This is a genomic window from Xanthomonas sp. 3058 (assembly GCF_014199765.1).
GTDB classification, from domain to species: domain Bacteria; phylum Pseudomonadota; class Gammaproteobacteria; order Xanthomonadales; family Xanthomonadaceae; genus Xanthomonas; species Xanthomonas campestris_B.
In genome coordinates this window covers 130,355-156,288 of record NZ_JACHOF010000001.1, presented here as the reverse complement: position 1 = coordinate 156,288, position 25,934 = coordinate 130,355, and the positions used below count along the sequence as shown (strand labels likewise).

The following is a 25,934-nucleotide window of genomic DNA, read 5'->3' as shown; positions in this document are numbered from 1 at the left end:
CGGCTGAGCGAGGTTCTCCATACGAATGCCGGCCTCGGTGGCCGGCATTTGCGTTCGTGCGGCGGGAGCCCGCAGATGTAAGGGCGATATCGACTGTTGGCAGCGCACAGACCGATCTGGCGGCGGTACGCGCAGCGGCGAGCGAACGACGGTCGCATCGATCGACGGTGGGCGCGCCGTGGCGCTGGCGTAAAATGCTGCGATGAATAATGCCCCCGACAGTCATCTGGTCCACGGTCGCCGTCAGCGCCCGGATGGTCCGTCGCCGATCGATGTGATCTCGGTGCAGTCGCAGTTGGTGTACGGCCACGCCGGCAACAGCGCGGCGGTGCCGCCGCTGCGTGCGCTTGGGCTGCGCGTGGCGGAATTGCCCACCACGCTGCTGAGCAATGCGCCGTTCTACGCCACCTTGCGTGGCCGTATCCTGCCCGCCGACTGGTTGGCCGATCTGTTGCTGGGGGCCACCGAACGCGGCCTGCCGCAGCGTGCCCGCATGCTGGTGTCCGGCTACTTCGGCAGTCTGGCCAATGGCGAGGCGTTCGCCGATTGGCTCGAACAGACCCTGCCGCAGGCGCCGCAGCTGCGCTACTGCCTGGATCCGGTGATCGGCGATACGCATACCGGACCCTACGTCGAGCCGGGGCTGGAGCGCGTCTTCGCCGAACGGCTGCTACCGCATGCCTGGCTGGTCACGCCCAATGCGTTCGAGCTGGGACGCTTGACCGGTATGCCCAGCCTGGAACAGGACGATGCCATCGCTGCGGCGCGCGTCCTGCTCGCCCGCGGCCCGCAATGGGTGCTCGCGCACAGCGTTGCCGGCGCGACAGGCGAACTGGTGACCTTGGCGATCAGCAACGATGCGGTGTATCGCTGGGCCAGCCCGCATCTGCCGGTCGACGTGGCCGGCACCGGCGATGTGCTGATGGCGTTGTTGATCGGTTTCCTGCTGCGCGATGTGCCATTCGAGCAGGCGGTGGGGCATGCGCTCAGCGGTGTGCACAGCGCGCTTGAGGCTACGTTGGCTGCAGGCTACGAGGAGTTCGACGTGCTGGCCGCCGCACCGGCCGCACTCGCTGCTGCACCGCGCTTTGCCGTCGAGCGCCTGGCATGAGTGCGCAGCCGGTCGTCGGCATCGTCGGCATTGCCGGCGCCTATGGACGCTGGCTGGCGCAGTTTCTGCGCACACGCATGCAACTCGAGGTGATCGGGTTTGATCCTGCCGATGACGGCGGCATGGACGAGGCGACGCTGGCGCAGCGCGCCGATGTGCTGATCTTCGCCGCGCCGATTCGCCACACCGCCGCATTGATCCAGCGCTACGTCGAACTCGCAGGCCCACGCGCCGCATCGCAGTTGTGGATGGACGTCACCTCGATCAAGCAGGCGCCGGTCGCGGCGATGCTGGCCTCGCCGGCCGAGGTGGTCGGCCTGCATCCGATGACCGCACCGCCCAAGTCGCCGACGCTGAAAGGGCGGGTGATGGTGGTCTGCGAGGCACGCCTGCAGCAGTGGTCCACCTGGGTCACAACGCTGTGCACCGCGTTGCAGGCCGAATGCGTGTACGCCACGCCCGAGCACCACGACCGCGTGATGGCGTTGGTGCAGGCGATGGTGCACGCCATCCATCTGGCGCAGGCCGGCACCTTGCGCGACTACGCGCCGTTGCTCGGCGAACTGCGCGCGCTGATGCCGTATCGCTCGGCCTCGTTCGAGCTGGATACGGCGGTGATCGCGCGAATCCTCTCGCTCAATCCCGCGATCTACGAGGACATCCAGTTCGGTAACCCGTACGTCGGCGAAATGCTCGATCGGCTGTTGCTGCAGCTGCAGGAACTGCGCGCGCTGGTGGCACAAGGCGACGATGCGGCGCGTGCGCAGTTCCGCAGCAGGTTTCTCGACGACAACGCGCAGGCGCTGCAAGGCGATTCGCTTGCCGCCGGCAACTACACCTACGAACGGGTGGGCTACCTGCTGGCCGATCTCACCGAACCGCTGACCTTGAGCGTGTATCTGCCGGAAGACCAGCCCGGTTCGCTGCGCGCGTTGCTGCATGTGTTCGAACAGCATGGAGTGAATCTGTCCTCGATCCATTCCTCGCGCACGCCGCTGGGCGAATTGCATTTTCGTATCGGGTTCGAAGAGGGCAGCGATTTTCAGTCATTGGCAGAAGCGGCGAACGAGATTGATTCGAGCGGGATCGGACGCGTGCTGGATCGTCCTGAGCGGGGAAAGTGATTGCGGAAGGCGGGTGCTGCGCTCCTTACCGGTGGCTTCGCGTGTCGATGTTCCCGGGCAGGCCAGGCATCGTCGGGTGTGGCATGCTTGTTCGGGCATTTGTCGTGCCATGCAAAGGCCAAGGGAAGGACGCTATGCGCGCAACGAAACCGCAGGGCGGGCGGCGTCGGATCTATCGAGTTGCGCTCTGGTTCCTTGGAGCAGTCGCTGCGCTTATTGCTTTTCTCTTTCTGTGGGCTGTGCTTCCGGCCCTTGTAGAAATTGCCACGGGTGGTTCGGCTCGATTCTGGTTCTTTGGCCAGGGTGGTTTCGTCGTGGGTGCCGCGTTGGCCTATCTCGCGTTGGCGGCGCTCGTGATTTTCAGACGCCGCATTCGTGGTGCCAGGGGCATGCGCACCTGATCCTTCGTTCAAGCCGAACCCGTTCCGGGGCGGAGGATGCAGCGCGACCGCGCAGGCACTGCAGGCGCCGCAATTGGCTGAGGCGCAGGCGCAATGCGCACACGCGTGCCCAGCGCAGACATCAACGCGTCAACGACTCAACTGCAACGCATCCCGGTCCGCGGTGGCCGCTGCCAACTCTGCGCGTGCCGATGCAATCCGTGCCTGCGCATCGATCAAGCGCACACGCGCGTCGTTGGCGGTTTCCTCGCGCTGGTTGACCAGGAAGAAATCGCCCGAGCCCAGCTCGAAGCGGCGCCGTTCGGCGGCGGCCAGGCGGTCGGCGAGGCCGCGTTCTTCATCGGCAATCTTGGCCAGCCGCTCGGCGGCGTTGAGCGAGATGACGATCGATTCCACTTCCACCGTAATCTGGTCGCGCAGGTAACGGCTGCGCTGGTCCAGCGCTTCGATTTCGGCACGCGCTTCGGCAACGCGGCCTTTGGCGGAGCGGTTTTCCAGCGGCACGCTGAAGCGGAAGCCGATGATGGCGTCGGTCGGCGAGCGGTTCGGGCCGCCGACGCCGGCGGCGCCCAGATCCTTGCTGACCTCGAAACTCACGTCCAGGCGCGGTTTGAGATCGTTCTGCGCCAGCATCAGTCGCGCGGTGGCCTGGTCGATGCGGGTCAGCACGGCGCGGTAATCGGGGCGCTCGACCGGCGCGGTGATCTTGCTGGCACCGGCCAGGCCTTCCAGCGCCGAGGTATCGGCAGGCAGGCGCTCGGCCGAGACGATCAGCGGCATGCCGGCATCGTCGCGCAGATACAGCGACAAGGCATTGGCCGCGTTGGCGAAGTCCTGCTCCGAGCGCACCACCAGCGCGCGTCGGCGCACCAGGTTCTGGTCGTTTTCGGTCAGCAGGATGGTCGGCCGCGCACCCAGCGTCACCTGCCGCGAAATCGCGTTGCGGCGCCGCTCTGCCAACGCCAGCAGGTCGTTGTACGCACGCAGTTTCAGGCCGGCCGCCACCCAGCTCTGGTAGGCGTCCACGGCGCGCCGCTGCACGCCGATCGCCACCATCTCCGCTTCGTACTGCGCCACGTTGATGTCGGCGCTGGCGACGCTGCGACGGGTACGGCGTTCGTCCACCACGCGGTCGCGCAACAGCGCGTACAACGCGCCAACCTTCACTTCGCCGCCGCGATCGGTATACGACTTGTCTTCGTAGACCGGGAACGCACCGCGCGAGGAGCGGTAGCCGCCGTAGTAATAGCCGCCGTTGTTCTCGAACGGTCGCTTGACGCCGCTTTCGATGGTGCTGCCGTCGTAGTAGCCGGCCTCGCGCGAGCGGCCTTCGATGTCGAACACGGTGTCGAACGCGCCGTCGGCCGATATCCCTTTGCCTTCGGCCTGGCGAACCTTCGCCAGCGCTTCGACGATCTGCGGCGCAGAGCGGGCCGAGGAGTGCAGCACCTCATCCAGGCTGAGCGGCGCGGCCTGTGCGAAGGCCGCACCGGGGCAGAGTGCGATCAGCAGGACAAGCAGATGCCGCATCATTTCTTGCCCGTCGTGTCGTCTTCGGACTTGTCGGCGGCAGGCTTGGCCTTGCCAGCGTCCTGCGTGGTGGCAGAGGGGCGCCGGCCGAATTCCAACGGGAAGTTGTTGAGCTGGCGCCACAGTTCGTAGCCCACCCGCACCGTCTCCCCCAGCACCCAGCCGCGCACCTTGCCACCCTGGCGGGCGAATTCCTGCGCCGGCCACGCCGGTTTGCCCGGTTGCGGCTCGACCAGGATGCGAAACAGCCCATCCGGGGCGGCATTGGGGTCGATCGCGCGCACGCGGCCATCGAACATGCCGTGCGCCACCGACGGCCAGCCGCTGAACTGGATCGCCGGCCAACCTTCGAACTCCAGGCGTACCGGGCGGCCGGGACGAATCAACGGCACATCGCGGCCATCGATATACAGCTCCACCGCACGCTCCACGCGCTCGGGCGCGATCACCGCCAGCACCGTGCCCGGCGAAACCATGGCGCTGCCGCTGGCGGCGTTGAGCTGCTGCACGCGGCCATCGCGCGGCGCGCGCACCAGCTGCGCGGACTGGCGGTTCAACTGGATGTCGATGCGGGTCAGTTTGGCGCGCGACTCCGCCAGCTTGGCATCGGCTTCGGCCACCTTGATCTGGGTCAGCTCGTAATCGCGGCGGCCGGCCAGCCCTTCGGCGAGCAATTGCCGGCTGCGCTCCACGTCGATGCCGGCAACCGCGCGCGATTGCTGGATGGCGGCGATTTCCGCCGCGACCTGCGCGCGCTCGCTGGCAAGCCGGGTGAGCAGATCCGGGTCCAGGTCGCCGACGCGTGCGATCGGGTCGCCCTTGGACACGTGCTGGCCGTCGTGCACATACCAGCGCTCGACACGGCCGGGCACGAAGGCGGTGACCTGCTGCTGGCGGTCGCCCGGGTCGAGCGAGACCACCTGGCCCTTGCCGCTGGCGGTCTGCACCCACGGCGCGAACGCCAGGATCGCGCCTGCGATGGCGACGCCGATCAACAGCATCCAGGCCAGCGCCTTGGCGATGCTCGGTGGCCGCATCGAGGCCAGCGTGGGGAAGTGCGCGATCCGATCAGGGGCGTGCTGCATTGGTGGCCTCCTGGGTGGATGCGATCAGTTCGGCGCGCGTGGCGTAGCGCTGCTGGCGCTCGGGCTCCAGGCGGAACCAGCCATCCAGGGTGATGTCTTCCGGCCTGCCGGTGCACAGCAGCACGGTGGTGCCGGCCTCCTTCAGGCGCCCCAGCACGCGGGTCAGGCGTTCTGCGGGGAGCAGGTCGTAGAGCTGCGACAACATCAGCACGCGTGGGCGCACCAGCAAGGCGTTGGCCAACTTCAGCGCCATCACTTCGCCGATCCATAGCGGGAAGCCGGATGCGGCAAGACGCGTGTCCAGACCCTGCGGCAATGCGGCGATGCGTGCGCGCAGCCCCACGGTGTCGATGGCTTCCAGCATCGCTTCGGAGCTCACGTCGGCCGAGGCCATTGCCAGATACTCGCGGATGGTGACCTCGACGATCGTCGGTCGATCGAGCACGGTGACTTCCGAGCGCAGCAGGTACATGTCGAAGGTGGCCAGGTCCGCGCCGCCCACCATCACCAGGCCGCGATCCGGCACCACATGGCGCTTGAGCACCATCGCCAGCAGCCGCTCGGCGCCGCCATCGGCCAGCGTCACCAGGTGCTCGCCGGCGTCCAGGGTGAAATCGAAACGCGCCCCCTCGATCACCACGCCATCCAGCCGCACCGCGCTGTTGCCGGGGATCTTGCCGGCCGCCACGACGGCACGTTCCTGCGGAATGGCGTACAGCAGCGACAATTCCTCGGCGCTGGCGACCAGGTCGTAGAAAGTGTCCAGGTACGCGCCGAGCTGTGCGATGCCATAGAACACCGCGCTGAGGATCAGCTCGGCCGCCACCAATTGGCCAATCGACAGCTCGCCGCGCAGGATCAGGCTGCCGCCCAGCGCCAACAGCGCCGCGCTGGCAACTGCGTACAGCAGCAGGAACGCGACCGTCTGGGTGAAGCTGTAGCGGAAATGCCGCCGGTGCCGGTCGACGTAGGCCGCAGTGACCGCCTCGGAACGATCCATCGCAAAATTGAGATGACGGCTTGATTTGTAGAAACCGTTGGAACCGCCGACGCTTTCCAGCCAGTGCGCGGCATTGTGCTTGGCGTGGCTGAGGTCGACCGCAGTGCGGATCGAACCGCGCGACCAGATCATCCAGATCGCGAAGATGATCAGCAGCAGCAAGGCGTTGAACCCGAGGAAGAACGGGTGGTAGAAGCTGGTGACGACCAGGCCCACCGCCGACTGCAGCACGATGGTGAACGCGCCGATCGCCAGGCTGGGCACCGCTTTTTGCACCACCACCAGATCGAAGTAGCGGTTGAACACATCGCCGCGGTTCTGGTCGGCGAAGAAGGGGTTCTGCGCATGCACCGCGCGCACCGTGATCTCGGCCACCACGCGCGCAAACAGGCGGCGCTCGAACAGCGCCATCATCCACACCCGCATCGCGCTCAGGCACGCAACCAGCAGCAGCAGCCCCAGCAGCAGGCCCGATAACGTCCACAGCGGCGTGGGCAGCGCGGTGTTGGCGACGCTGTTGATCAGCAGCTGCACCGAGATGGGCGTGGCCAGCGACAGCAGGCTGATCGCCACGCCGTACACCAGGGCAAGACGCACATACGGCATGTCCGGCCCGACGATTTCCGCCAGCCAGCCCACCGCTTCCCGCCATCCGATCCGCTTTGACGCCATTGAACTTCCATTGATGGGTTCAGTGAAGCATTGACGAGTTGCCGCGATAGGACAAGGCCGGAGCGCTTATCCGTTGTATAGGATTTTCCTATGCGGCTGCTGCGCGCAGCAAATTTGCGATCAAGCCGAACGCTGGCGCACGCCCTGCGCCTTGCCGCCACAGCAGCCCGATTTCGCGGTAATAGCGACCGCCCTTGATCGGGCGCACCACCACATCGTCGCCTTCGCGGATTTCCTGGCGCACGTACAGGTCCGGCAATAGTGCCAACCCCATGCCCATGCCGGCCATCTGCCGGATCGCATCCAGACTGGTTCCTTCGTAATCGCGCAGCACATTGGCGCCGACATCCATGGCGATGGCGGCGACCTGCTCGGCCAGGCGGTATTCCGGCATCAAGGTCAGCAGATTGGTTCCGCGCAGATCGGCGGGGGTGATGCAGGTTTTGGCGCGCAGCGGGTGATCGGCGGCCATGGTCACGTGCAATGGTTCGCGGAACAGCCGCTCGCTATGCAAGCCGCGTCCGGCTACCGGCAACTGGGCCAGGATCAGGTCGTGCACGCCGTTGGTCAGGCCGCTGGCGAGTACGGTCGGCAGGCCTTCGCGCACATGCACGCGCAGCGCCGGATGATCGCGGTGCAGGCGCGCCACCAGACTCGGCATCAGGTACGCGCCCAGCGTGGGCGACACGCCGAGCCGGATGGTGCCGATCAAGGTGTCGGCCGATGTCGCGCGCACCTCTTCCAGATCGGCCACGTCCAGCAGGATGCTGCGCGCCCGATCGAGCAGGTCGCGCCCCAGCGGCGTCAGGATGGCGGGTACGCCACGCTCGAACAGTGGCGCGCCGATGATGGTCTCCAGCGCGCGAATCTGTTGCGACAACGACGGTTGCGACACGCCCATCTGCTCGGCGGCGCGGGTGAAGCTGCCGGTGTCGGCCAGCGCAACGAAATAGCCGAGTTGGCGAATGGTGGTTCTGGGGCGCGGCATAAGTCACATCGTTACGTCGGATCGCGTGGAATCGCAGCATCGCACCCTGGTCGACAAGCGGGGCCATCGCCCTGTCCACCGGGAACGGCTGTCACCCCGGCGTCATTGATCGATGAACTGCAGGCGCGCCAGTTCGGCATACAGGCCGCCTTCGGCGATCAGTTGTGCGTGCGTCCCTTGCGCGACGATGCGCCCGGCATCCATCACCACGATGCGGTCGGCCTTGAGCACGGTGGCCAGACGATGGGCGATGACCAGCGTGGTGCGGCCTTCCATCAGCCGGTCCAGCGCCTGCTGCACCGCGCGCTCGCTCTGTGCGTCGAGCGCGCTGGTGGCCTCGTCCAGCAACAGGATCGGCGCGTCCTTGAGCAGTGCGCGCGCGATCGCCACGCGCTGTTGCTGGCCGCCGGACAGGCGCGTGCCGCGTTCGCCGAGTTCGCTGGCGTAGCCCTGGGGCAGGGCGCGGATGAAGGAATCGGCTTCGGCGGAGGCGGCCGCGGCTTCCACCTCGGCGTCGCTGGCCTCCAAACGCCCGTAACGGATGTTGTCGGCGGCGCTTGCGGCAAACAACGTGGGGTGCTGCGGCACCAACGCAATGCGTTCGCGCAGCAGCACCGGGTCGGTGTCGCGGAGATCCACCGTGTCGATGCGTACTTTGCCGCTGACCGGGTCGTGAAAACGCAGCAGCATCGACAGCACCGTGCTCTTGCCTGCGCCCGACGGGCCGACCAACGCGACCGTCTCACCGGGGCTGACGTGCAGGTCGAACCCATCCAGCGCCGGCGCGTCGGGGCGCTGCGGATAATGGAACACCACCTGCTCGAAATGGATCGCACCGCGCAGTGGCTGCGGCAAGGAGTGCGGTATGGCCGGCGCAACGATGGCCGATTGCTCGTCGAGCAATTCGCCGACCCGGCCCATGCCGCCGGCGGCGCGCTGCAATTCGTTCCACACCTCGGCCAGGGCACCGACCGAGCCGCCACCGATCAGCGCGTACAACACGAACTGGCCCAACGTGCCCGGCGTCATGCGCCCGCTGATCACATCTTGCGCGCCCAGCCACAGCACGCCGACGATGGCGCCGAAGATCAGCATGATCGCCACCGCGGTGACGGTGGCCTGGGTGCGGATGCGCAGCCGTGCGGTGTCGATCGCCGCCAGCAGCGCCTGGCTGAAACGCTGGCTCTCGTAGCGCTCGCGCGCATGCGCCTGCACGGTGCGCACCGCGCCCAGCGTCTCGGCGGCCAAGGTATTGGCATCGGCCACGCGATCCTGGCTGGCACGCGAAATCTTCTGCAGGCGACGCGCGCCCAGTACGATCGGCAGCACCGCCAGCGGAATGCCGATCAGGGTAAAACCGGCCAGCCGCGGGCTGGTGACGAACAGCATCACCATGCTGCCGATCACCGTGACCGAACTGCGCAACGCCACCGACATGGTGGTGCCGATCAGCCCGCGCAGCAGCTCGCTGTCGGCCGACAACCGCGACACCAGCTCGCCGCTGCGGCTGCGATCATGGAAGCCGGCGTCCAGCCCGATCAGATGCGCATACAGGCGACCACGCAGGTCGGCGACCACCTTTTCGCCCAGCAATGCGACGAAATAGAAGCGCGCGGCGGTCGCCAATGCCAGCACCACCGCCACCGCAAACAGCAGCGAGAACGCCTGGTTGATCTGCGAGCCGCCGGAGAAACCGTGGTCGATCATGCGCTTGACCGCTGCCGGCAGGCTCAGCGTGGCGGTAGCGGACACCGCCAGCGCCACCAGCCAGGCGGCGAACAAGCCGCGCTGACGTTGCACGAACGGCCACAAGGTACGCAGGCTGCCGAGCTTGCGCAGTGGGCTGGGCCTGGCGACGGCTGGCTGGTTCATGCGGCTTCCGGTGATATGAAGTGGACACGGTTGCGAGTGGCGTCGCAGAGGCGGGTTTTCAAGCTGGTAAGTTGATCGGCTGGCAATTGCACGCGCAGTGCCGCGCCGTCGGCGTCGAAGTGTTCATCCAGCTTGTCGGCATGGAAGGCGCTCAATGCTGCATGCACCAGACCCAGATCGTCGAACTGGCATTGCAGGTCGAGCAGCGACAGCGCGATCAACGGCCGCCGCGTCGCCAACCGCAGGCATTCGGCTGCAGCACCGCCGTAAGCGCGCACAAGGCCGCCGGCGCCAAGTTTGATGCCGCCGTACCAGCGCGTCACGACCACCACAACGCGGTCGTACCCCTGGCCATCGATTGCGGCCAGGATCGGCCGGCCGGCGGTGCCGCTGGGCTCGCCGTCGTCGCTGGAGCGGTAATCCTGCCCGAACCGGTAGGCCCAGCAGTTGTGGGTAGCCTCCGGCACGGACACGCGCTGCACGATCTCCAGCGCATGCGCGGGAGCGTCCAGTGCAGCAGCGTGGGCCAGAAAGCGACTGTGCTTGATGTCCAGGCTGTGGTGCGCGTCAGCGGCGAGGGTATCGAGCATCGTCGCCATTCTATGCGAGGCGGTGATGACGATTGCGGCGGCCAGCGTGACTGCCGTTGCAAGCTGGCAGATCGGCATGCTGTCGGATGCCGCCATGAGCGCTGCCGGTGGTGGGTTGCGCGATGGCGCAAGCGGCAGCAACCGGGGGAGTGCGCCGCGCTGTGCGTGCGCGCTGAGTTCGGCGTCGGTCGTTCCAGGCGTCCGGCCTCAGGCGGAGGGCCGCGCACGGACATGCACTGAGGGGGCGCATCGTCGTCGGTTGCTGGCCGTGAAGCGGAAAGTGGTCGTGCACCTGGCCGTCGGGAGGTGACGTCCGGCACTGCACGCAGACACACGCAGTGCCGGAGATGCACCCAGCAAGGTGCCGGACCGTTAGCGCATCACACCAGGGTGGAGCGGCGCTTCTCGTCGATCCACTTGGATGCCTGCGCCGGCGTGTAGTGCTGCATCCATTCCAGCATCTGCCCGATATCGGCGCCGTACCACAGGTCGGCGCGCTGGTCCGGATGCAGGAAGCGTTCTTCGACCATGCGATCGATCATGCCGATCAGTGGCGCGTAGAAGCCGTCGATATCCAGGAACGCACAGGGCTTGTTGCCGATGCCGAGCTGGCGCCAGGTCAGCATCTCGAAGATTTCTTCCATGGTGCCGAAGCCGCCTGGCAGGGCGACGAAGGCGTCGGACAACTCGAACATGCGCATCTTGCGCTCGTGCATGGAGCCGACGATTTCCAGCGTGGTCAGGCCGCGATGTGCCACTTCCCAGTCGGCCAGCTGTTGCGGAATCACCCCGGTGACTTCGCCGCCCGCAGCCAGCACCGCATTGGCCACCGTGCCCATCAGCCCGACATTGCCGCCGCCATAGACCAACCGCAGGCCGTGTTCGGCGATGCGCTGCCCCAGCGCAGTGGCACGCTCGGCGTAGGCGGGTTTGTTGCCGGCATTGGAACCGCAGTAGACGCAGATGCTTTTCATGGGGATTCGGGATTTGGGATTGGGGATTCGCAAAAGCGGAGTTGGACGCATCGATCAGGCAGACGCAACGCCTGAGGACTGCCTGTTGGGTCTTGCGTGTTGCGGGACTTAAACGCATAACGCCGGGTTTTCGCCCGGCGTTAAGTGATTGCCGGGTTGGGAGAAGGGATCAGGAATCGCTGTTGCGAATCCCCAATCCCAAATCCCCAATCCCAACGCGTCAGTTCGCCTTATGAATGGCGCGCTTGCTCACCGCCATCGCGGCGTCGTGGATCGCTTCGGACAGGGTCGGATGCGCGTGGCAGATACGTGCCAGGTCATCGGCCGAGCCGTTGAATTCCATCGTCAGCACGCCTTCGTGTACCAGCTCGGACACGCCCACGCCCACCAGGTGCATGCCCAGCACGCGGTCGGTTTCGGCATCGGCGATCACCTTGACGAAGCCGGCCGGCTCGCCCATGGCCACCGCACGGCCGATCGCCGCGAACGGGAAGCTGCCGGCCTTGTAGGCGACGCCTTCGGCCTTCAGCTGCTGCTCGGTCTTGCCGACCCAGGCAATCTCCGGCTCGGTATAGATGACCCACGGAATCGTGTCGAAGTTGACATGGCCCGGCAGGCCGGCGATCAGCTCAGCCACCGCGATGCCTTCCTCAAAGCCCTTGTGCGCCAGCATCGGGCCGCGCACGCAGTCGCCAATGGCCCACACGCCGTCGACGCCGGTATGGCAATGGCCATCGACCTCGATCTGGCCACGGTCGGTGACCTTGACGCCGGTGCCGTCCGCCAGCAGGTTCTTGGTCGCGGCCTTGCGGCCCACGGCCACCAGCAGCTTGTCCACGGTCAGGGTCTGCTCGCCAGCGCCGTCGGTGTAGCTGAGCACCACCTGCTTGGCAGCGCCGCTACCGGTGATCTCGGTCTTGCTGACTTTAGCGCCCAGCTTGATATCCAGGCCCTGCTTCTTGAATTCCTTCAGCGCGGTCTTTGCCACTTCGGCATCGGCCAGGGCCAGGAAATCCGGCAGCGCTTCGAGGATGGTGACCTCGGCGCCCAGGCGCTTCCAGACGCTGCCCAGTTCCAGGCCGATCACGCCGGCACCGATCACTGCCATGCGCTTGGGCACGGCGGTGAAGTCCAGGCCACCGACGTTGTCGACGATGGTGTCGCCGTCGAACTTGGCAAACGGCAGTTCGATCGATTCCGAACCGGCCGCCAGGATCACGTTGGTGCCCTTGAGCTCGATCTCGCCGCCTTCGTGCTGGGTGACCTTGACGATATTGCCCGGCTGCAACTGGCCGAAGCCGTAGTACGGCGTGATCTTGTTGGCCTTGAACAGCATCGCGATGCCGCCGGTGAACTGCTTCACGATCTTGTCCTTGCGGCCGATCATGGTGGGCACGTCCATCTTGGCGTCGTTGAAGCTGATGCCGTGGTCGCCGAACAGGTGACCCATGTTCCAGAACTGGCGCGAGGAATCCAGCAGCGCCTTGGACGGAATGCAGCCCACGCGCAGGCAGGTACCGCCCAGCGCGGGCTTGCCGTCCTTGCCGAGTGCGGCGTCGATGCAGGCGACCTTCATGCCCAGCTGGGCCGCGCGAATCGCCGCGTGATAGCCGGCGGGGCCGGCACCGATGACGACGACGTCGAATTGTTCTTGTTCGCTCATTCTTCGCTCACGAGATTAGGAATTGGGGATTGGGGATTCGCAAAACGCAGGATGCTCGGGACCGGGACGCTTTCGCCAATCCCGAATCCCGAATCACCAATCCCGGCTTTCATCACAGACCGAACAACATCCGGCCCGGGTTTTCCAGCTGGTTCTTGATGTCCACCAGGAACTGCACCGAATCCTTGCCGTCGATGATGCGGTGGTCGTAGGACAGTGCCAGGTACATCATCGGCGCGATCACGACCTGGCCGTTCTCGGCGATCGGACGTTCCTTGATCGCGTGCATGCCCAGGATGGCGCTCTGCGGCGGGTTGATGATCGGGGTGGACAGCAGCGAGCCGAAGGTGCCGCCATTGGTGATGGTGAACGTGCCGCCCTGCAGATCGTCCAGGCCCAGCTTGCCGGCGCGCGCCTTGGCGGCGTAGTCGGCAATGCCCTGCTCGACGTCGGCGAAGGACTGCCGCTCGACGTTACGCAGCACCGGCGTGACCAGGCCCTTCTCGGTCGACACCGCGATCGAGATGTCGCTGTAGCCGTGATAGATGATGTCGTCGCCGTCGATCGATGCATTGACCAGCGGGAAGCGCTGCAGCGCGTTGGCAGCGGCCTTGACGAAGAAGCTCATAAAGCCAAGCTTGATGCCGTGGGCCTTCTGGAATTCGTCCTGCAGTTCCTTGCGTGCGGCCGACACCTTGGCGAGGTTGACCTCGTTGAAGGTGGTCAGCATCGCGGTGGAGTTCTTGGACTCCATCAGACGCTTGGCGATGGTCTTGCGCACGCGGGTCATCGCCACGCGCTCTTCCGGACGCGCGCCACTGGCCTTGCCGACGCCGCCGTTCTTGGCGAAGTTGACGATGTCTTCCTTGGTCACCGCGCCACGACGGCCGGTGCCTTCGACCTGCGACGGATCCACGCCCTGGGTGATCGCGGAGAAACGCGCACCCGGCGGCAGCGAATCGGCCGCCGACTTCGACGGGCTCGGCGCAGCGGCGGAAGCCGGTGCCGGGGCAGCGGCTGGAGCGGCAGCAGCCGGCGCCGGTGCATCGGCCTTCTTCTCGTCGGCCGGTGCAGCAGCAGCCACGGCGCCTTCTTCGATGATCGCCAGGATCTGGTTACTGGTGACCGTGCTACCGGCTTCGAACTTGATTTCCTTCAGCACGCCATCGACGGGCGAAGGAACTTCCAACACGACCTTGTCGGTTTCCAGGTCGACCAGATTCTCGTCGCGCTTGACCGCTTCACCGGCCTTCTTGTGCCAGCTGGCGATGGTGGCGTCGGAAACGGATTCGGGCAGTACCGGAACTTTGACTTCGGTGGCCATTCGGGGAGCGTCCTAAGGTTTGCGTTCTTTGGGGAAGAGGAGTTATTCAGCGACTTGGTCGTTGAACGGATTGAGGAGCGCATCGGCGACCAGCTTCTGCTGTTCGACGATGTGGTCGGCCATGTGGCCGGCGGCAGGCGAGGGCGAACGGGCACGGCCGGCGTAATGCAGGCTCTGACCGCTGGCCAGGCAGAAGTGCAGGTGATGGCGGATCTGGTACCACGCACCCTGGTTCTGCGGCTCTTCCTGGCACCACACCACGTCGGTGGCGTTGGCGTAGGCCTTGAGTTCGGCCGCCAGCTGCGCACGCGGGAACGGATACAGCTGCTCCACGCGCAGGATGGCGACGTCGTCCTGGCCACGCTTGGTCTGGTCTTCGAGCAGGTCGTAATAGACCTTGCCCGAGCACAGCACCACGCGCTTGACCTTCTTCGGGTCGGCCTTGGCGTCGGGAATCAGGTGCTGGAACTGCCCATCGGCCAGTTCTTCCAGGCTCGACACTGCCAGCTTGTGGCGCAGCAGCGACTTGGGCGTCATCACCACCAGCGGCTTGCGGGTGGTCATACGCATCTGGCGGCGGATCATGTGGAAGCACTGCGCCGGGGTGGTCGGCACGCAGACCAGCATGTTCTCCAGCGCGCACAGCTGCAGGAAACGCTCCAGGCGCGCCGAGCTATGTTCCGGGCCCTGGCCTTCGTAGCCATGCGGCAGGAACAGAGACAGGCCCGCGATGCGGCCCCACTTGGCTTCGCCGGCGGCGATGAACTGGTCGATCACCACCTGCGCGCCATTGGCGAAGTCGCCGAACTGCGCTTCCCAGATGCACAACGCATTCGGGTCGGTGGTGGAGTAGCCGTACTCGAAGCCCATCACCGCTTCTTCGCTGAGCAGCGAGTCGATGATGGTGGCGTCTTCGGGGTTCTGCACCAGCTGGCGCAACGGCAGGTAATAGCTGTCGTTCTTCTGGTCGTGCAGGATCGCATGACGGTGGAAGAACGTGCCGCGACCGGCATCCTGGCCGACCAGGCGCAGCTTGTGGCCCTCGGCGAGCAAGGTGGCGTAGGCCAGGTTCTCGGCAAAGCCCCAGTCGCCGGCCTGCTGTCCTGCAGCCATCTTGACGCGGTCGTCGTAGATCTTGCCGACGCGCGCATGCAGCTCGACGCCTTCAGGAATCGTGGTGATCAACTTGGCCAGGCGGTCCAATTCGCTGCGCTTGACGCGGGTATCGACCGGATCGGCAGCGGTGCCGACCAGGTACTTGGACCAGTCGATGGCGAATTCGTCCGGCTTGCGCGTGGCCAATTCGGTGGTGTATTCGCCCGAATCGAGCTTGTTGCGATAGCCGTCCACCAGCGCCTTGGCCTCGTCGGCGCTCAGCACGCCGTCGCTTTCCAGCTTGGCGGCGTAGAGCTCGCGGGTGGTCTTGTGCTTGCGGATGGCCTGGTACATCACCGGCTGGGTCGCGGCCGGCTCGTCGGCTTCGTTATGGCCCCAGCGGCGGTAGCAGACCAGGTCGATGACCACGTCCTTCTTGAACTGCTGACGGAACTCGTACGCGAGCTTGGACACGAACATCACCGCGTCCGGGTCGTCGCCATTCACGTGGAAGACCGGCGCGCCGATCATCTTGGCCACGTCGGTGCAGTACAGCGTGGAGCGGGCGTCGTCGCGGGTGCTGGTGGTGAAGCCGATCTGGTTGTTGATGACGATGTGCACGGTGCCGCCGACGGCAAAGCCGCGCGCCTGCGACATCTGGAACAACTCCATCACCACGCCCTGGCCGGCGAATGCGGCGTCGCCGTGGATCAGGATCGGCAGCACGGTCTTGCGCTCGGCATCGCCGAAGCGTTCCTGGCGCGAGCGCACGCTGCCGACCACGACCGGATCGACGATTTCAAGGTGCGAGGGATTGAACGCCAGCGCCAGATGCACCTGCTTGTCGGTGCCCACCGCGATGTCGGCCGAGAAGCCCATGTGGTACTTGACGTCGCCGGTGTGGGCGCGGTCGTCATGGGCATGCTCGAACTTGCCTTCGAATTCGTCGAACAGCTTGCGCGGATTCTTGCCCAGCGTATTGACCAGCACGTTGAGACGGCCACGGTGGGCCATGCCGATCACGATGTCCTTGACCTGACCGTTGCCGGACTGGCGAATGATCTCGTCCATCATCGGGATCAACGCATCGCCGCCTTCCAGCGAGAAGCGCTTCTGGCCGACGTACTTGGTGTGCAGATAGCGCTCCAGGCCTTCGGCGGCGGTAAGCCGCTCCAGCGTGCGCTTGCGGCTGTCCGCATCGGCGGCAATCTTGCCGCCGGCATCTTCCAGGCGCTTGTAGATCCACTGGCGCTGGTCGAATTCCTGGATGTGCATGAACTCTGCGCCGATGGTGCTGGCGTAGGTCGCCTTGAGGCGGGTCAGCAGATCCTTGAGCTTCATGCGCGGCTGGCCGCCGACGCCGCCGGTGCTGAATTCGCTGTCCAGGTCCGCCTGCGACAGGCTATGGAACGGCAGATCCAGATCGGGCGGGTTGACCGGCGGGGTCAGGCCGAGCGGATCGAGCTGCGCACCCAGGTGACCACGCGCGCGATAGGCGGTGATCAGCCGTCCGACGTTGCGCTCGCGCTCGTCGCTGGGGCCTGCGCCGGTCCCGGCATGGGCAGCTTGCTTGGAAGCGGCGAGGATGTGAGCAATGGCCGCCGAGTGCGGCACGTCACCGGCATCGTGGCCGTTGAAGCCGTCGAAATAGCTCTTCCACTTGGGATCGACACTGTCCGGGGCGACGAGGTACTGCTCGTACAGATCCTCGATATAGGCGGCGTTGCCGCCGGCGAGCTGCGATGACTGTGCGAACTGCTTTAGGAGATTATCCACGATGGTAAGTCGGGTCTGCTGTGGGGATGATTGTGCGGAAGCGGCAGGGCGAGATGCCCTATCGGTCGGTATCAAATCTCAAAAAATTATACCCCCTTGCGCAAGTGAGGGGGCGTCTGGCAGCTGACCGGACGGGTAGGCCAACCGGCCCGGCGCCTACGTGCGGGGAGCGCTGCGGCGTCAGATGCCGAGTGCGCGCGGCTCGTTCCAGAGCGCGCTGCGCTCCCAGATTTGCGCGAATTCACGCTCGAGCTGGCGACTGCGCGCGGCACCCGCTAGCCAGGTTTCGCCATCGTCGAAGCGATGACCTGTTGGACGAAAGTAGTAGGCGTCATCGCCGACCACGTAGGCCGATGCATAGCCGGTATCGACCGGATCGCTGACCGCGCGGAAGCGAAACACGCTGGGCAGGCGCTGGGCCAGCCGCAGCATCGCGCTGCCGCTGGCGTTGGCGCTTGCGGTGTCCTGCACCAGCACATGCACGCGTTTGTCGTGGCGGGCGGTGGCGAAACGGCGCAGCGCATCGAGCACGGCGAGGTTGTCGAACAACGGCGGGTCCAGTGTCCGGGTGTAGATCAACACCTGGCGGCGTGCGGTGTACAACAGGCCGGTGGTGGCCGCAGCCGCTGCGTTGAGGGTGCTCACGGCCATCGGACCGTCGAGGCGGCGATGTACGGGCGTGTCCGGCGTATCGCCTGTATCGCTGGCGTACCCGGGCTGATCGGTGGCTGCCGTTGTATCGGTCAAAAAGCCGAGGCGTGCGAACACCGCCTCGGCATTTGCGGTCACCTGGGCGTGCAGGCTGGGCCAGCCGCGTTGCTGGGCCTGCGCCACTGCTGCAGCCAATAACTGGTCTGCGAGGCCGCGGCGGCGCCAGTCCGGCACGACGCCGAGCCGGTCGACGCGGCGATCCGGGGTCAATCGCACCGAGGCGACCAACTGGCCACCCTCGCTACGTACAGCCAGATGCAGGCTGAGCGGATCCAGCGCATCCCAGTCGCTGGATCCGGGGCTGCACGCCAGGCGCAGCGCACGCAGGGTCGCGGCGTCGCGGGCCGGATCCAGCGAGACGGTCTGCGGCCAGGCGCGCGTGCTCATGCGCGTTCGGCAGACGTGTCAGTGTCGCTGGCGTCCGCTGCATGATCGTGGTCGTCGGTGCTGTCGCTGTCGTCTTCCGAAGTGGCGTCGATGGCCTCGGCCGGGTTGTCCGCCTCGTCCGCGACATTCTCGATGTCGGCATCGGCGTCGATCTCATCGTCGTCCGCATCGGTGTCGGCATCGTCGTGGTCGGCCGACAGGCTCAGCGTGTGGGTCCGGTCGTCGTCGATATCCTCGTCCATGTCCTCATGTGCACGCTGGTAATGGCCCTGCGCCAGCAGCTCCAGCACCACCTCGCGGCCGCGCGGCGACAGCTGTGCGTAGAACGCGCCGTCGATCTCTTCGGCTGCTGCCAGGCGTGCGGCGTCCTTTGCCGAGAGCGCGAATTCCAGGCCGCTGCAGAACAGGGTGGCGCCACGCTTGGCGCGCCGCCAGGCCAGCCGCGACCAGGGATGGCGATGCAGCAGCACGCCTTCTTCCAGCGCCTGTTCGACGGCTTCGCGCGGGATCGGTTCCGGGGCCGGCACCACGTCGCCGGAGGCGCGATAAGTGGTCATGAAGCGGCCGAACCAGTCGCCCAGTCGATCCGGGTCGTTCATGCGCAGCGCGTTGAGCGCGGCGACCACGCGGTTCATCGCGCTGACGTCGATCTCGTACGGATCGGCAGGCAGCTTGAGATCTTCGTCGTGATAGCGCACGGCCTCGTCGGCATCGGCGATCAGGGTGTCCAGATAGTCGCCGATCAGTTCGGCCGAGGACGGCGCGCGGGTGCCGATGGAAAAGGTCAGGCAGGCGTCTTCGGCCACGCCGTGGTGTGGCACCAGCGGCGGCAGGTACAGCATGTCGCCCGGGCCCAGCACCCAGTCGTGGGTGGACTTGAATTCGCGCAGCAGCTTGAGGTCGACGTCGTCACGGAAGGTCTGCGGCGTGGGCTTGCGGCCTTGCGAGGCGCGTGCGTCGATCTGCCAGCGGCGGTGGCCCTGGCCCTGCAGCAGGAACACGTCGTAATGGTCGACATGCGCGCCGACCGAACCGCCGGTGGCGGCGAAGCTGATCATGATGTCGTCGATGCGCCAGCGCGGCAGGAAGCGGAACTGCTCCAGCAAGGCGCGCACGTCGGCGTCCCACTTGTCCACGTCCTGCACCAGCAGGGTCCAGTCGTGGTCGGGCAGGCCGGGAAAATCGGTTTCCTGGAACGGGCCGGTGCGCACGTTCCAATCGTCGGTGGTGCGATCGTGGCTGATCAGCCGCGCCAGCACGCCGTCTTCGCAGGCCAGGCCGGCCAGGTCTTCCGGCTGCAGCGGCGATTGGAAGTGCGGGAACGCGTTACGGATCAGCAGCGGGTGCTTGTGCCAGTAATTGCGCAGGAAGCGCTCGACCGGCATGCCCAGCGGCTGATCGCGGGTGGCATGGATCTCGAAGGGCAGCGGCGCGCCCTGTCTGGCAACGGTCTTTTTTGCGGCGGTCTTTTTCATAGGGTGACGGGTCCGACTGGGAAAAGCCGGCGCTGCGCGGCCGGCGAAGTGGCCTATTGTCGCCCAGCCCGCTGCGCGATGCCTTGCCGGCATGTGTCGCAGTCAGGTTTCAGTGCAAGGCATGCCCCATGGACGCGCTGGCCGCACCGGATGCTGGCCGGCGTCGGCGGATCAGCGGGTACAGCTGCGATGGGCTTGCTCCATGCGCCGCTGGCGCATGAGGTGGTCGGTCTGTGCGCGATGGATGCGTCGGCAGCACGGCAGGCATGTCGATGGCGATCGCGCGCCGTTACATCAGCTTGTTGCCGCTGCCGCGGTCGTCCAGCGTGGGTTTGCTGGATGGATTGACGGTGTTGTCATTACCGGAAAAACGCACCTGTTTCACCTCGCGGACCAGCACCAGATTCTGGTTGCCCTGGATGTCTGCGCTGCCAAGGGTGGTCAGGTTGAGCGTGTTGTTGTTGCCAACGATGCTCAGCTCGCCGGCCTGTTTGTTGAGGACAGTGAAACTGCTGCCTTCCAGGCGGATCGTGCGTGCCTGTTCGACATTGAGCGCGCCATGCGAGGCAGTGATCGTCACTGCGCCGCATTCGCCGTTGACGATCGTATCGGCGTTGTCCTTGGTGATGCGCAGATCCTTGCCGCCGCAATCGGCACCGCTGGCTGGGTCGGTCAACGTGGACGACACCGCCGACAGCGCCTGCGCGGCGGGGCCATCGCCGCCGCATCCGCTCAGCGCCAGCACGTTGGCGAGGGTCAACAGGGATACTGCTGTGTGAATAACACGCATCGCGGATCTCCTGAGGTGTGAGGCCGGCACGATAGCAGTCCGGCTCGGTGATCGCTGTGCAGGAGCAGGGGCTCTGTCCGGGCCCGCAAAGCCGTTGGCGTGCATGACACCAGGCGGATCGACGTGCATCCGTCAACGAGCGCAGACCGCACGCCAGTGACAGAGCGCGCAACCGATGGACGCTGCCTAGGTCTGGGCAGTCTGGGCGGACACCGCCCGCACGGCGGGCCGACACTGGCCTTGCCGGCAGATCAGATGGCGCGCGCCAATTGCTCGGCCAGGCCGGTATAGGCACCCGGGGTCAACGCGCGCAGGCGCTGCTTGTCTTCTTCGGGTAACTGCAGGCTTTCCACAAACGCCTGCATCGACGCGGCGGTGATGCCCTGGCCGCGGGTCAGCGCCTTCAATTGTTCGTACGGATTGGGCAGGCCGTGGCGACGCATCACGGTCTGCACGGCCTCGGCCAGCACTTCCCAGGCGGCGTCCAGATCGGCATCCAGACGCTGCGGATTGACGGTCAGCTTGCCCAGGCCCTTGGCCAGCGAATCCAGCGCGACCTGGGTGTGGCCGAAGGCGGTGCCGAGCGCGCGCAGCACGGTGGAATCGGTGAGGTCGCGCTGCCAGCGGCTGATCGGCAACTTGGCGGAAAAGTGCTCGAACAGCGCATTGGCGATGCCGAAATTGCCTTCGGCATTTTCGAAGTCGATCGGATTGACCTTGTGCGGCATCGTGGACGAGCCGACTTCGCCTTCTTTCAGCTTCTGCTTGAAATAGCCCAGCGAGATGTAGCCCCAGATATCGCGCGACAGGTCGATCAGGATGGTGTTGACGCGGCGGCTGGCGTCGCCGATTTCGGCCACGTTGTCGTGCGGCTCGATCTGGGTGGTGTAGGGGTTGAACACCAGGCCCAGGCTCTCGACGAAGCGCTGCGCGAACGCGGCCCAGTCCAGGGCCGGGTACGACACCAGGTGCGCGTTGTAGTTGCCGACCGCGCCGTTGATCTTGCCGGTCAGCTCGACTGCGGCGATCTGCTTGCGCTGGCGCTCCAGGCGCGCGACCACGTTGGCGATTTCCTTGCCCAGGGTGGTGGGCGAGGCGGTCTGGCCATGCGTGCGCGAGAGCATCGGCTGGGCGGCCTGGGCGTGGGCGAGGCTGCGCAGGCTGGCGGTGATGCCGTCCAGCGTCGGCAGCAGCACCTCGCGGCGCGCCTGCTCCAGCATCAGGCCGTAGCTGAGGTTGTTGATGTCCTCGCTGGTGCAGGCGAAATGCACGAATTCCAGCGCCGGGCCCAGCTCGGCATCGTCCTTGAGCTGTTCCTTGATGAAGTACTCCACCGCCTTGACGTCGTGGTTGGTGGTGCGCTCGATCTGCTTGACGCGCGCGGCATCGCTCACGCTGAAGTCGTCGGCCAGTCGGCGCAGGGTCTGCGTGGCGGCCGCCGAAAACGGCGCCAGCTCGGCGATACCCGGCTCGGCGGCCAGTGCCAGCAACCATTCGATCTCGACCTTGACCCGCGCCTTGATCAGGCCGTATTCGGAGAAGATCGGGCGCAGCGCATCCACTTTGGACGCGTAGCGGCCGTCGAGCGGGGACAGGGCGAGCAGGGCGGAATCCGACATGGGCAGGGCACTGGGAGGCTGGCGGGGGTGCGTATTCTACGCCGCCCCGGCGCTGCGTTCGCCTACCGGCCGCACCGTGATCGCCTGGATGCGGTGTCCGGCCATGCGCCGCACCGTCAGCGCGTGACCGTCCAGCTCCAGGGTCTCGCCTTCTTCGGGCAGCCGTTGCAGCTGGTGCACGATCAGCCCGCCGACCGAATTGACGTGGTCCGGGGCGCTCAGATCCTGGCCCAGCAGGCGTTCCAGGCGGAAGATCGAGGTGCTGCCGGCGACCAGCAGCGAGCCGTCCTGGCTGCGGATCGGCGCATCGCGCACCACATGGCGGTGCTCGTCCTCGATCTCGCCGACCATCACCTCCAGCAGGTCTTCCAGGGTGAAGAAGCCCAGGATGCGTCCCTGGTCCTCCACGCACAGCGCCAGGTGGGTGGTGCCGGTGCGGAACTGTTCCAGCGCGTTGGGGATGGGGGTTTCCAGGGTCAGCAACGTGGGCGGGCGCAGTAGCGGGCGCAGGTCGTCCAGGGCCTGGCTGCGTGCCATCGCCACCAGCAGATCCTTGGTATGCAGGATGCCCAGTACCTGCTCGCCATCGGCGTCGAACCACGGGTAGCGGCTATAGCGGGACTCGCTGAACTCGGCCAGCACCGATTCCAGCGTCATGCCTTCGCGCAGGCTGCGCAGGTGCTCGCGCGGGCGCATTAGGTCGCCGGCAACCAGATCCGGCAGTTCCAGCGCGTGGCTCATCAAGGCCAGCCCATGATCGGGCGTCGCCGCGTTGGGGTCCTGGCGGCCGACGATCAGCATCAGTTCCTCGCGCGAATAGCGATGCGACTGATGTTCCACATCGCCCCAGCCCAGCACCCGCAGCAGCCGGTTGGCGCTGCTATTGAGCACCCAGATCGCCGGGTACATCAGCCAATAAAAGACGTAGAGCGGCGCGGCGGTCCACAGCGACATCCGCTCCGGGCGCCGGATCGCCATGGTCTTGGGCGCCAGTTCGCCCAGCACGATGTGCAGAAACGAGATCAGGCTGAAGGCGATCGCCAGGGAGGTAATCTGCGCCGCTTCCGGCGACAGGCCGAGCGCGTCGAACAGCGGCTGCAGCAGATGCGCAAACGCAGGTTCACCGACCCAGCCCAAACCGAGCGAGGCCAGCGTAATGCCGAGCTGGCACGCGGACAGATAGGCATCCAGATGCGCATGCACACCCAACAGTAGTCGCCCACGCCAACCGTTGTTCTGTGCCAGGCCCACCGCCTGCGTATGGCGCAGTTTGACCAGTGCGAATTCGGCCGCAACAAAGAAACCGTTCAACAGCACCAGCACGAACGCAACCAGCAACAGCAGCACATTACCGAGCATGTGCGCCTCCACGTTGCATCACTGCCGTGTGTCTGGATGCCATGCGTTGCATGCCAGCGGCGCTGCGGTGGATGGAAGCGAATGGCGTGGGCAATGGGTTTCTACAGTCAGGGTCATCGCCCATGGCGGCGTGGTACCTCATTTGGATCCAACGTCAGTCTAGTCCACCGCATGCGACGACACGGTCGCAACGCTGCGAGCGAGTATCGTAGGCGGTCTCGCCAGCGTGGGTGCGCCTGCTGCCAGCCATCCATCACCACAAACCAACAATGTGCGGAGAGTGCAGATGAGCGAACATTTCAGGACCGAACACGACAGCATGGGTGAATTGCAGGTGCCCGCCGCTGCGTTGTGGGGTGCGCAGACCCAGCGTGCCGTGCAGAATTTCCCGGTGTCCGGCCAGCCGATGCCGCGTGGTTTCATTCGTGCGCTGGGCCTGATCAAAGGTGCGGCCGCCGGTGTCAATGCCGACCTGGGGCTGCTGCCCAAGTCGATCGGTAAAGCCGTGCAGGACGCAGCGTTACAGGTGGCCGACGGCACTCACGATGCGCAGTTTCCGATCGATGTCTATCAGACCGGCTCGGGCACCTCGTCCAACATGAATGCCAACGAGGTGATCGCCACGCTGGCCACGCGCGCCGGCAAGCACGCGGTGCATCCCAACGATCACGTCAATCTCGGGCAGAGTTCCAACGACGTGATACCGACCGCGATCCGCGTCTCTGCCTTGCTCGCGGTGCAGGAACACCTGCAACCGGCGCTCAAGCATCTGCGCAAGACCATCGACAAGCGTGCCAAGAATCTGGACAAGATCGTCAAGACCGGACGCACCCACCTGATGGACGCAATGCCGCTGACCTTCGGCCAGGAATTCGGTGCATGGTCGGCGCAACTGCGTTCGGCGCAGGAGCGCATCGACGATTCCCTCAAGCGCCTGCGGCGGCTGCCGCTGGGCGGCACCGCGATCGGCACCGGCATCAACGCCGACCCGCGTTTCGGCGGCAAGGTGGCCAAGGCCTTGTCGGGCTTGACCAAGTGCAAGTTCGAGAGTGCGGACAACAAGTTCGAAGGCCTGGCCGCGCAGGACGATGCGGTGGAGTTGTCCGGTCAGCTCAATGCACTGGCAGTGGCACTCATCAAGATCGCCAATGATCTGCGCTGGATGAACGCCGGCCCCCTGGCCGGATTGGGCGAGATCGAGTTGCCGGCGCTGCAGCCGGGTAGTTCGATCATGCCGGGCAAGGTCAATCCGGTGATTCCCGAGGCCACGGTCATGGCCTGCGCGCAGGTCATCGGCCACCACACCGCGATTACCGTCGCCGGGCAGACCGGCAATTTCCAGTTGAACGTGACGTTGCCGCTGATCGCCTACAACCTGCTGGATTCGATCACCTTGCTGGGCAACGTGTCGCGTCTGCTGGCCGATACCGCGATTGCCGGGTTGAAGGTACGTCAGGAGCGCGTGCGCGAGGCGCTGGATCGCAATCCGATCCTGGTCACCGCGCTCAATCCGATCATCGGCTACGAAAAGGCTGCAGCGATCGCCAAGCGTGCCTACAAGGAGCAGCGCCCGGTGCTGGATGTCGCCAAGGAAGACAGCGGGCTCAGCGAAGCAGATCTGCGACGCTTGCTGGATCCGGCTGCCTTGACGCGTGGTGGTATCCACGCGGGTGGCGGGGGCGGTGGCTGATCACGGCGACCGTAAGCGCACTGGCGCGCGATGCGGCGTTATCGCCCACGCCGCATCGCACTCAGGCGCGCTCTTGCTCAGGCCCGAGTCCGGGTGTTGCGTGCCGTTTCGCGTGCTCGTCAGTGCCGCTCGGCCTGCACGTTGCCGAAGCTCTCGCGGTACGGCTGCAACGAGGGAATCTCATCCAGCAACTCGCTGCTGAGCTGTTGGATCTCCGGCGTGGCGGTCAGCTTGATCGACTTGTATTCCGGATCCGTGCCGGCGTCGTTGACCGCCTGCTGACGCAGCATCTGCAGATGCCCGAACAGCAACTGCAGCTTGGCGCGCGTCGGTTCTTTCTGCGGTAGCGCGATATCGTCGATTTTCAGCGTGCCGTCGGGGGTGATTTCCGCATTGGCGGCCGGTGGACGGCGGATCATCACCGACTGGGTGGTGATCGCAACGCGCGGCTTGCCGCGTTCGGCGCGGCGGGACGACTGGTCGCCACAGGCGGTCAGGGCGCATAGCAGCAGCGCCATGCAAAGCATCACGAACTTGTTCATGGGGTCAATGGGTCGAGGGGAGCGCGCTAGTGTAATCCTGCCCCGGCCTGCTGATCGGGGCGGTGGCCGCCCCGACTGGCTGACAAAATGTCGCAGGCCGCTGTCGGTGGGTTGTTTGCGTGCAGCATTCGGCACCGTCCTGCGATCCATCCGGAG

Annotated in this window: 20 protein-coding genes; 4 read left to right on the top strand and 16 right to left on the bottom strand. The window is 65.9% G+C overall.

The window, feature by feature from the left end:
* Positions 1 to 202: 202 nt before the first annotated feature.
* From pdxY to GGR61_RS00710, 3 genes are all read left to right on the top strand, one after another.
* Entirely contained in the window at positions 203 to 1,111 is a 909-nt protein-coding gene (pdxY, locus tag GGR61_RS00720) for a pyridoxal kinase (protein ID WP_184620126.1), read from the top strand.
* The gene (locus GGR61_RS00715; protein WP_184620125.1) at positions 1,108 to 2,235 is read left to right on the top strand and encodes a prephenate dehydrogenase; all 1,128 of its coding nucleotides are present in this window, start codon (positions 1,108 to 1,110) and stop codon (positions 2,233 to 2,235) included. Before pdxY ends, GGR61_RS00715 begins: the two co-directional genes overlap by 4 nt.
* A 134-nt stretch (positions 2,236 to 2,369) precedes the next feature.
* Positions 2,370 to 2,636, top strand: a complete 267-nt coding sequence (locus tag GGR61_RS00710) for a hypothetical protein (protein WP_184620124.1) — start codon at positions 2,370 to 2,372, stop codon at positions 2,634 to 2,636.
* Between the two features lie 129 nt (positions 2,637 to 2,765).
* On the opposite strand, the gene GGR61_RS00705 is transcribed toward GGR61_RS00710, so the two are convergent.
* The 15 genes from GGR61_RS00705 to GGR61_RS00635 form a co-directional block, all read right to left on the bottom strand.
* Positions 2,766 to 4,169 (bottom strand): TolC family protein, encoded by a 1,404-nt coding sequence (locus GGR61_RS00705; RefSeq protein WP_184406101.1) that lies wholly within the window; start codon positions 4,167 to 4,169, stop codon positions 2,766 to 2,768.
* On the bottom strand, positions 4,166 to 5,251 hold the full coding sequence (locus GGR61_RS00700; RefSeq protein WP_184620123.1) for an HlyD family efflux transporter periplasmic adaptor subunit: 1,086 nt from the start codon (positions 5,249 to 5,251) through the stop codon (positions 4,166 to 4,168). Before GGR61_RS00700 ends, GGR61_RS00705 begins: the two co-directional genes overlap by 4 nt.
* Positions 5,235 to 6,923, bottom strand: a complete 1,689-nt coding sequence (locus tag GGR61_RS00695) for an ABC transporter ATP-binding protein (RefSeq protein ID WP_184620122.1) — start codon at positions 6,921 to 6,923, stop codon at positions 5,235 to 5,237. Before GGR61_RS00695 ends, GGR61_RS00700 begins: the two co-directional genes overlap by 17 nt.
* Before the next feature lie 88 nt (positions 6,924 to 7,011).
* Entirely contained in the window at positions 7,012 to 7,911 is a 900-nt protein-coding gene (locus tag GGR61_RS00690; protein WP_184406106.1) for a hydrogen peroxide-inducible genes activator, read from the bottom strand.
* 102 nt (positions 7,912 to 8,013) lie between these two features.
* Positions 8,014 to 9,783 (bottom strand): ABC transporter transmembrane domain-containing protein, encoded by a 1,770-nt coding sequence (locus GGR61_RS00685; protein ID WP_184620121.1) that lies wholly within the window; start codon positions 9,781 to 9,783, stop codon positions 8,014 to 8,016.
* Positions 9,780 to 10,382 carry a YigZ family protein gene (locus GGR61_RS00680; RefSeq protein ID WP_184406110.1) on the bottom strand — a complete coding sequence of 201 codons (603 nt, stop codon included), beginning with the start codon at positions 10,380 to 10,382 and terminating at the stop codon, positions 9,780 to 9,782. Before GGR61_RS00680 ends, GGR61_RS00685 begins: the two co-directional genes overlap by 4 nt.
* A gap of 371 nt (positions 10,383 to 10,753) precedes the next feature.
* The gene (locus tag GGR61_RS00675; RefSeq protein ID WP_184620120.1) at positions 10,754 to 11,347 is read right to left on the bottom strand and encodes a TIGR00730 family Rossman fold protein; all 594 of its coding nucleotides are present in this window, start codon (positions 11,345 to 11,347) and stop codon (positions 10,754 to 10,756) included.
* 220 nt (positions 11,348 to 11,567) lie between these two features.
* On the bottom strand, positions 11,568 to 13,010 hold the full coding sequence (lpdA, locus tag GGR61_RS00670) for a dihydrolipoyl dehydrogenase (RefSeq protein ID WP_184620119.1): 1,443 nt from the start codon (positions 13,008 to 13,010) through the stop codon (positions 11,568 to 11,570).
* Between the two features lie 112 nt (positions 13,011 to 13,122).
* Positions 13,123 to 14,334: a dihydrolipoyllysine-residue succinyltransferase gene (gene sucB / locus GGR61_RS00665; protein ID WP_184620118.1), complete on the bottom strand. Its 1,212-nt coding sequence runs from the start codon at positions 14,332 to 14,334 to the stop codon at positions 13,123 to 13,125.
* Positions 14,335 to 14,376: 42 nt separating this feature from the next.
* On the bottom strand, positions 14,377 to 17,280 hold the full coding sequence (locus GGR61_RS00660; RefSeq protein ID WP_184406118.1) for a 2-oxoglutarate dehydrogenase E1 component: 2,904 nt from the start codon (positions 17,278 to 17,280) through the stop codon (positions 14,377 to 14,379).
* 105 nt (positions 17,281 to 17,385) lie between these two features.
* Positions 17,386 to 18,303: a GNAT family N-acetyltransferase gene (locus tag GGR61_RS00655; protein WP_184620117.1), complete on the bottom strand. Its 918-nt coding sequence runs from the start codon at positions 18,301 to 18,303 to the stop codon at positions 17,386 to 17,388.
* On the bottom strand, positions 18,300 to 19,778 hold the full coding sequence (locus tag GGR61_RS00650; RefSeq protein WP_184620116.1) for a cupin domain-containing protein: 1,479 nt from the start codon (positions 19,776 to 19,778) through the stop codon (positions 18,300 to 18,302). The genes GGR61_RS00655 and GGR61_RS00650 overlap by 4 nt, the downstream gene beginning before the upstream one ends.
* A 289-nt stretch (positions 19,779 to 20,067) precedes the next feature.
* Positions 20,068 to 20,568, bottom strand: coding sequence for a DUF3060 domain-containing protein (locus GGR61_RS00645; RefSeq protein ID WP_184620115.1), 501 nt, complete (start codon positions 20,566 to 20,568; stop codon positions 20,068 to 20,070).
* Between the two features lie 251 nt (positions 20,569 to 20,819).
* Positions 20,820 to 22,187: an adenylosuccinate lyase gene (purB, locus tag GGR61_RS00640; RefSeq protein WP_184406126.1), complete on the bottom strand. Its 1,368-nt coding sequence runs from the start codon at positions 22,185 to 22,187 to the stop codon at positions 20,820 to 20,822.
* Between the two features lie 36 nt (positions 22,188 to 22,223).
* Positions 22,224 to 23,546 (bottom strand): hemolysin family protein, encoded by a 1,323-nt coding sequence (locus tag GGR61_RS00635; protein WP_221237219.1) that lies wholly within the window; start codon positions 23,544 to 23,546, stop codon positions 22,224 to 22,226.
* Positions 23,547 to 23,832: 286 nt separating this feature from the next.
* Here GGR61_RS00635 and GGR61_RS00630 point away from each other — a divergent pair, with 286 nt between their 5' ends.
* The gene (locus tag GGR61_RS00630; RefSeq protein ID WP_184406128.1) at positions 23,833 to 25,236 is read left to right on the top strand and encodes a class II fumarate hydratase; all 1,404 of its coding nucleotides are present in this window, start codon (positions 23,833 to 23,835) and stop codon (positions 25,234 to 25,236) included.
* A 119-nt stretch (positions 25,237 to 25,355) separates the two neighbouring features.
* On the opposite strand, the gene GGR61_RS00625 is transcribed toward GGR61_RS00630, so the two are convergent.
* Positions 25,356 to 25,778, bottom strand: a complete 423-nt coding sequence (locus tag GGR61_RS00625; RefSeq protein WP_184620113.1) for a hypothetical protein — start codon at positions 25,776 to 25,778, stop codon at positions 25,356 to 25,358.
* Positions 25,779 to 25,934 lie beyond the last annotated feature (156 nt).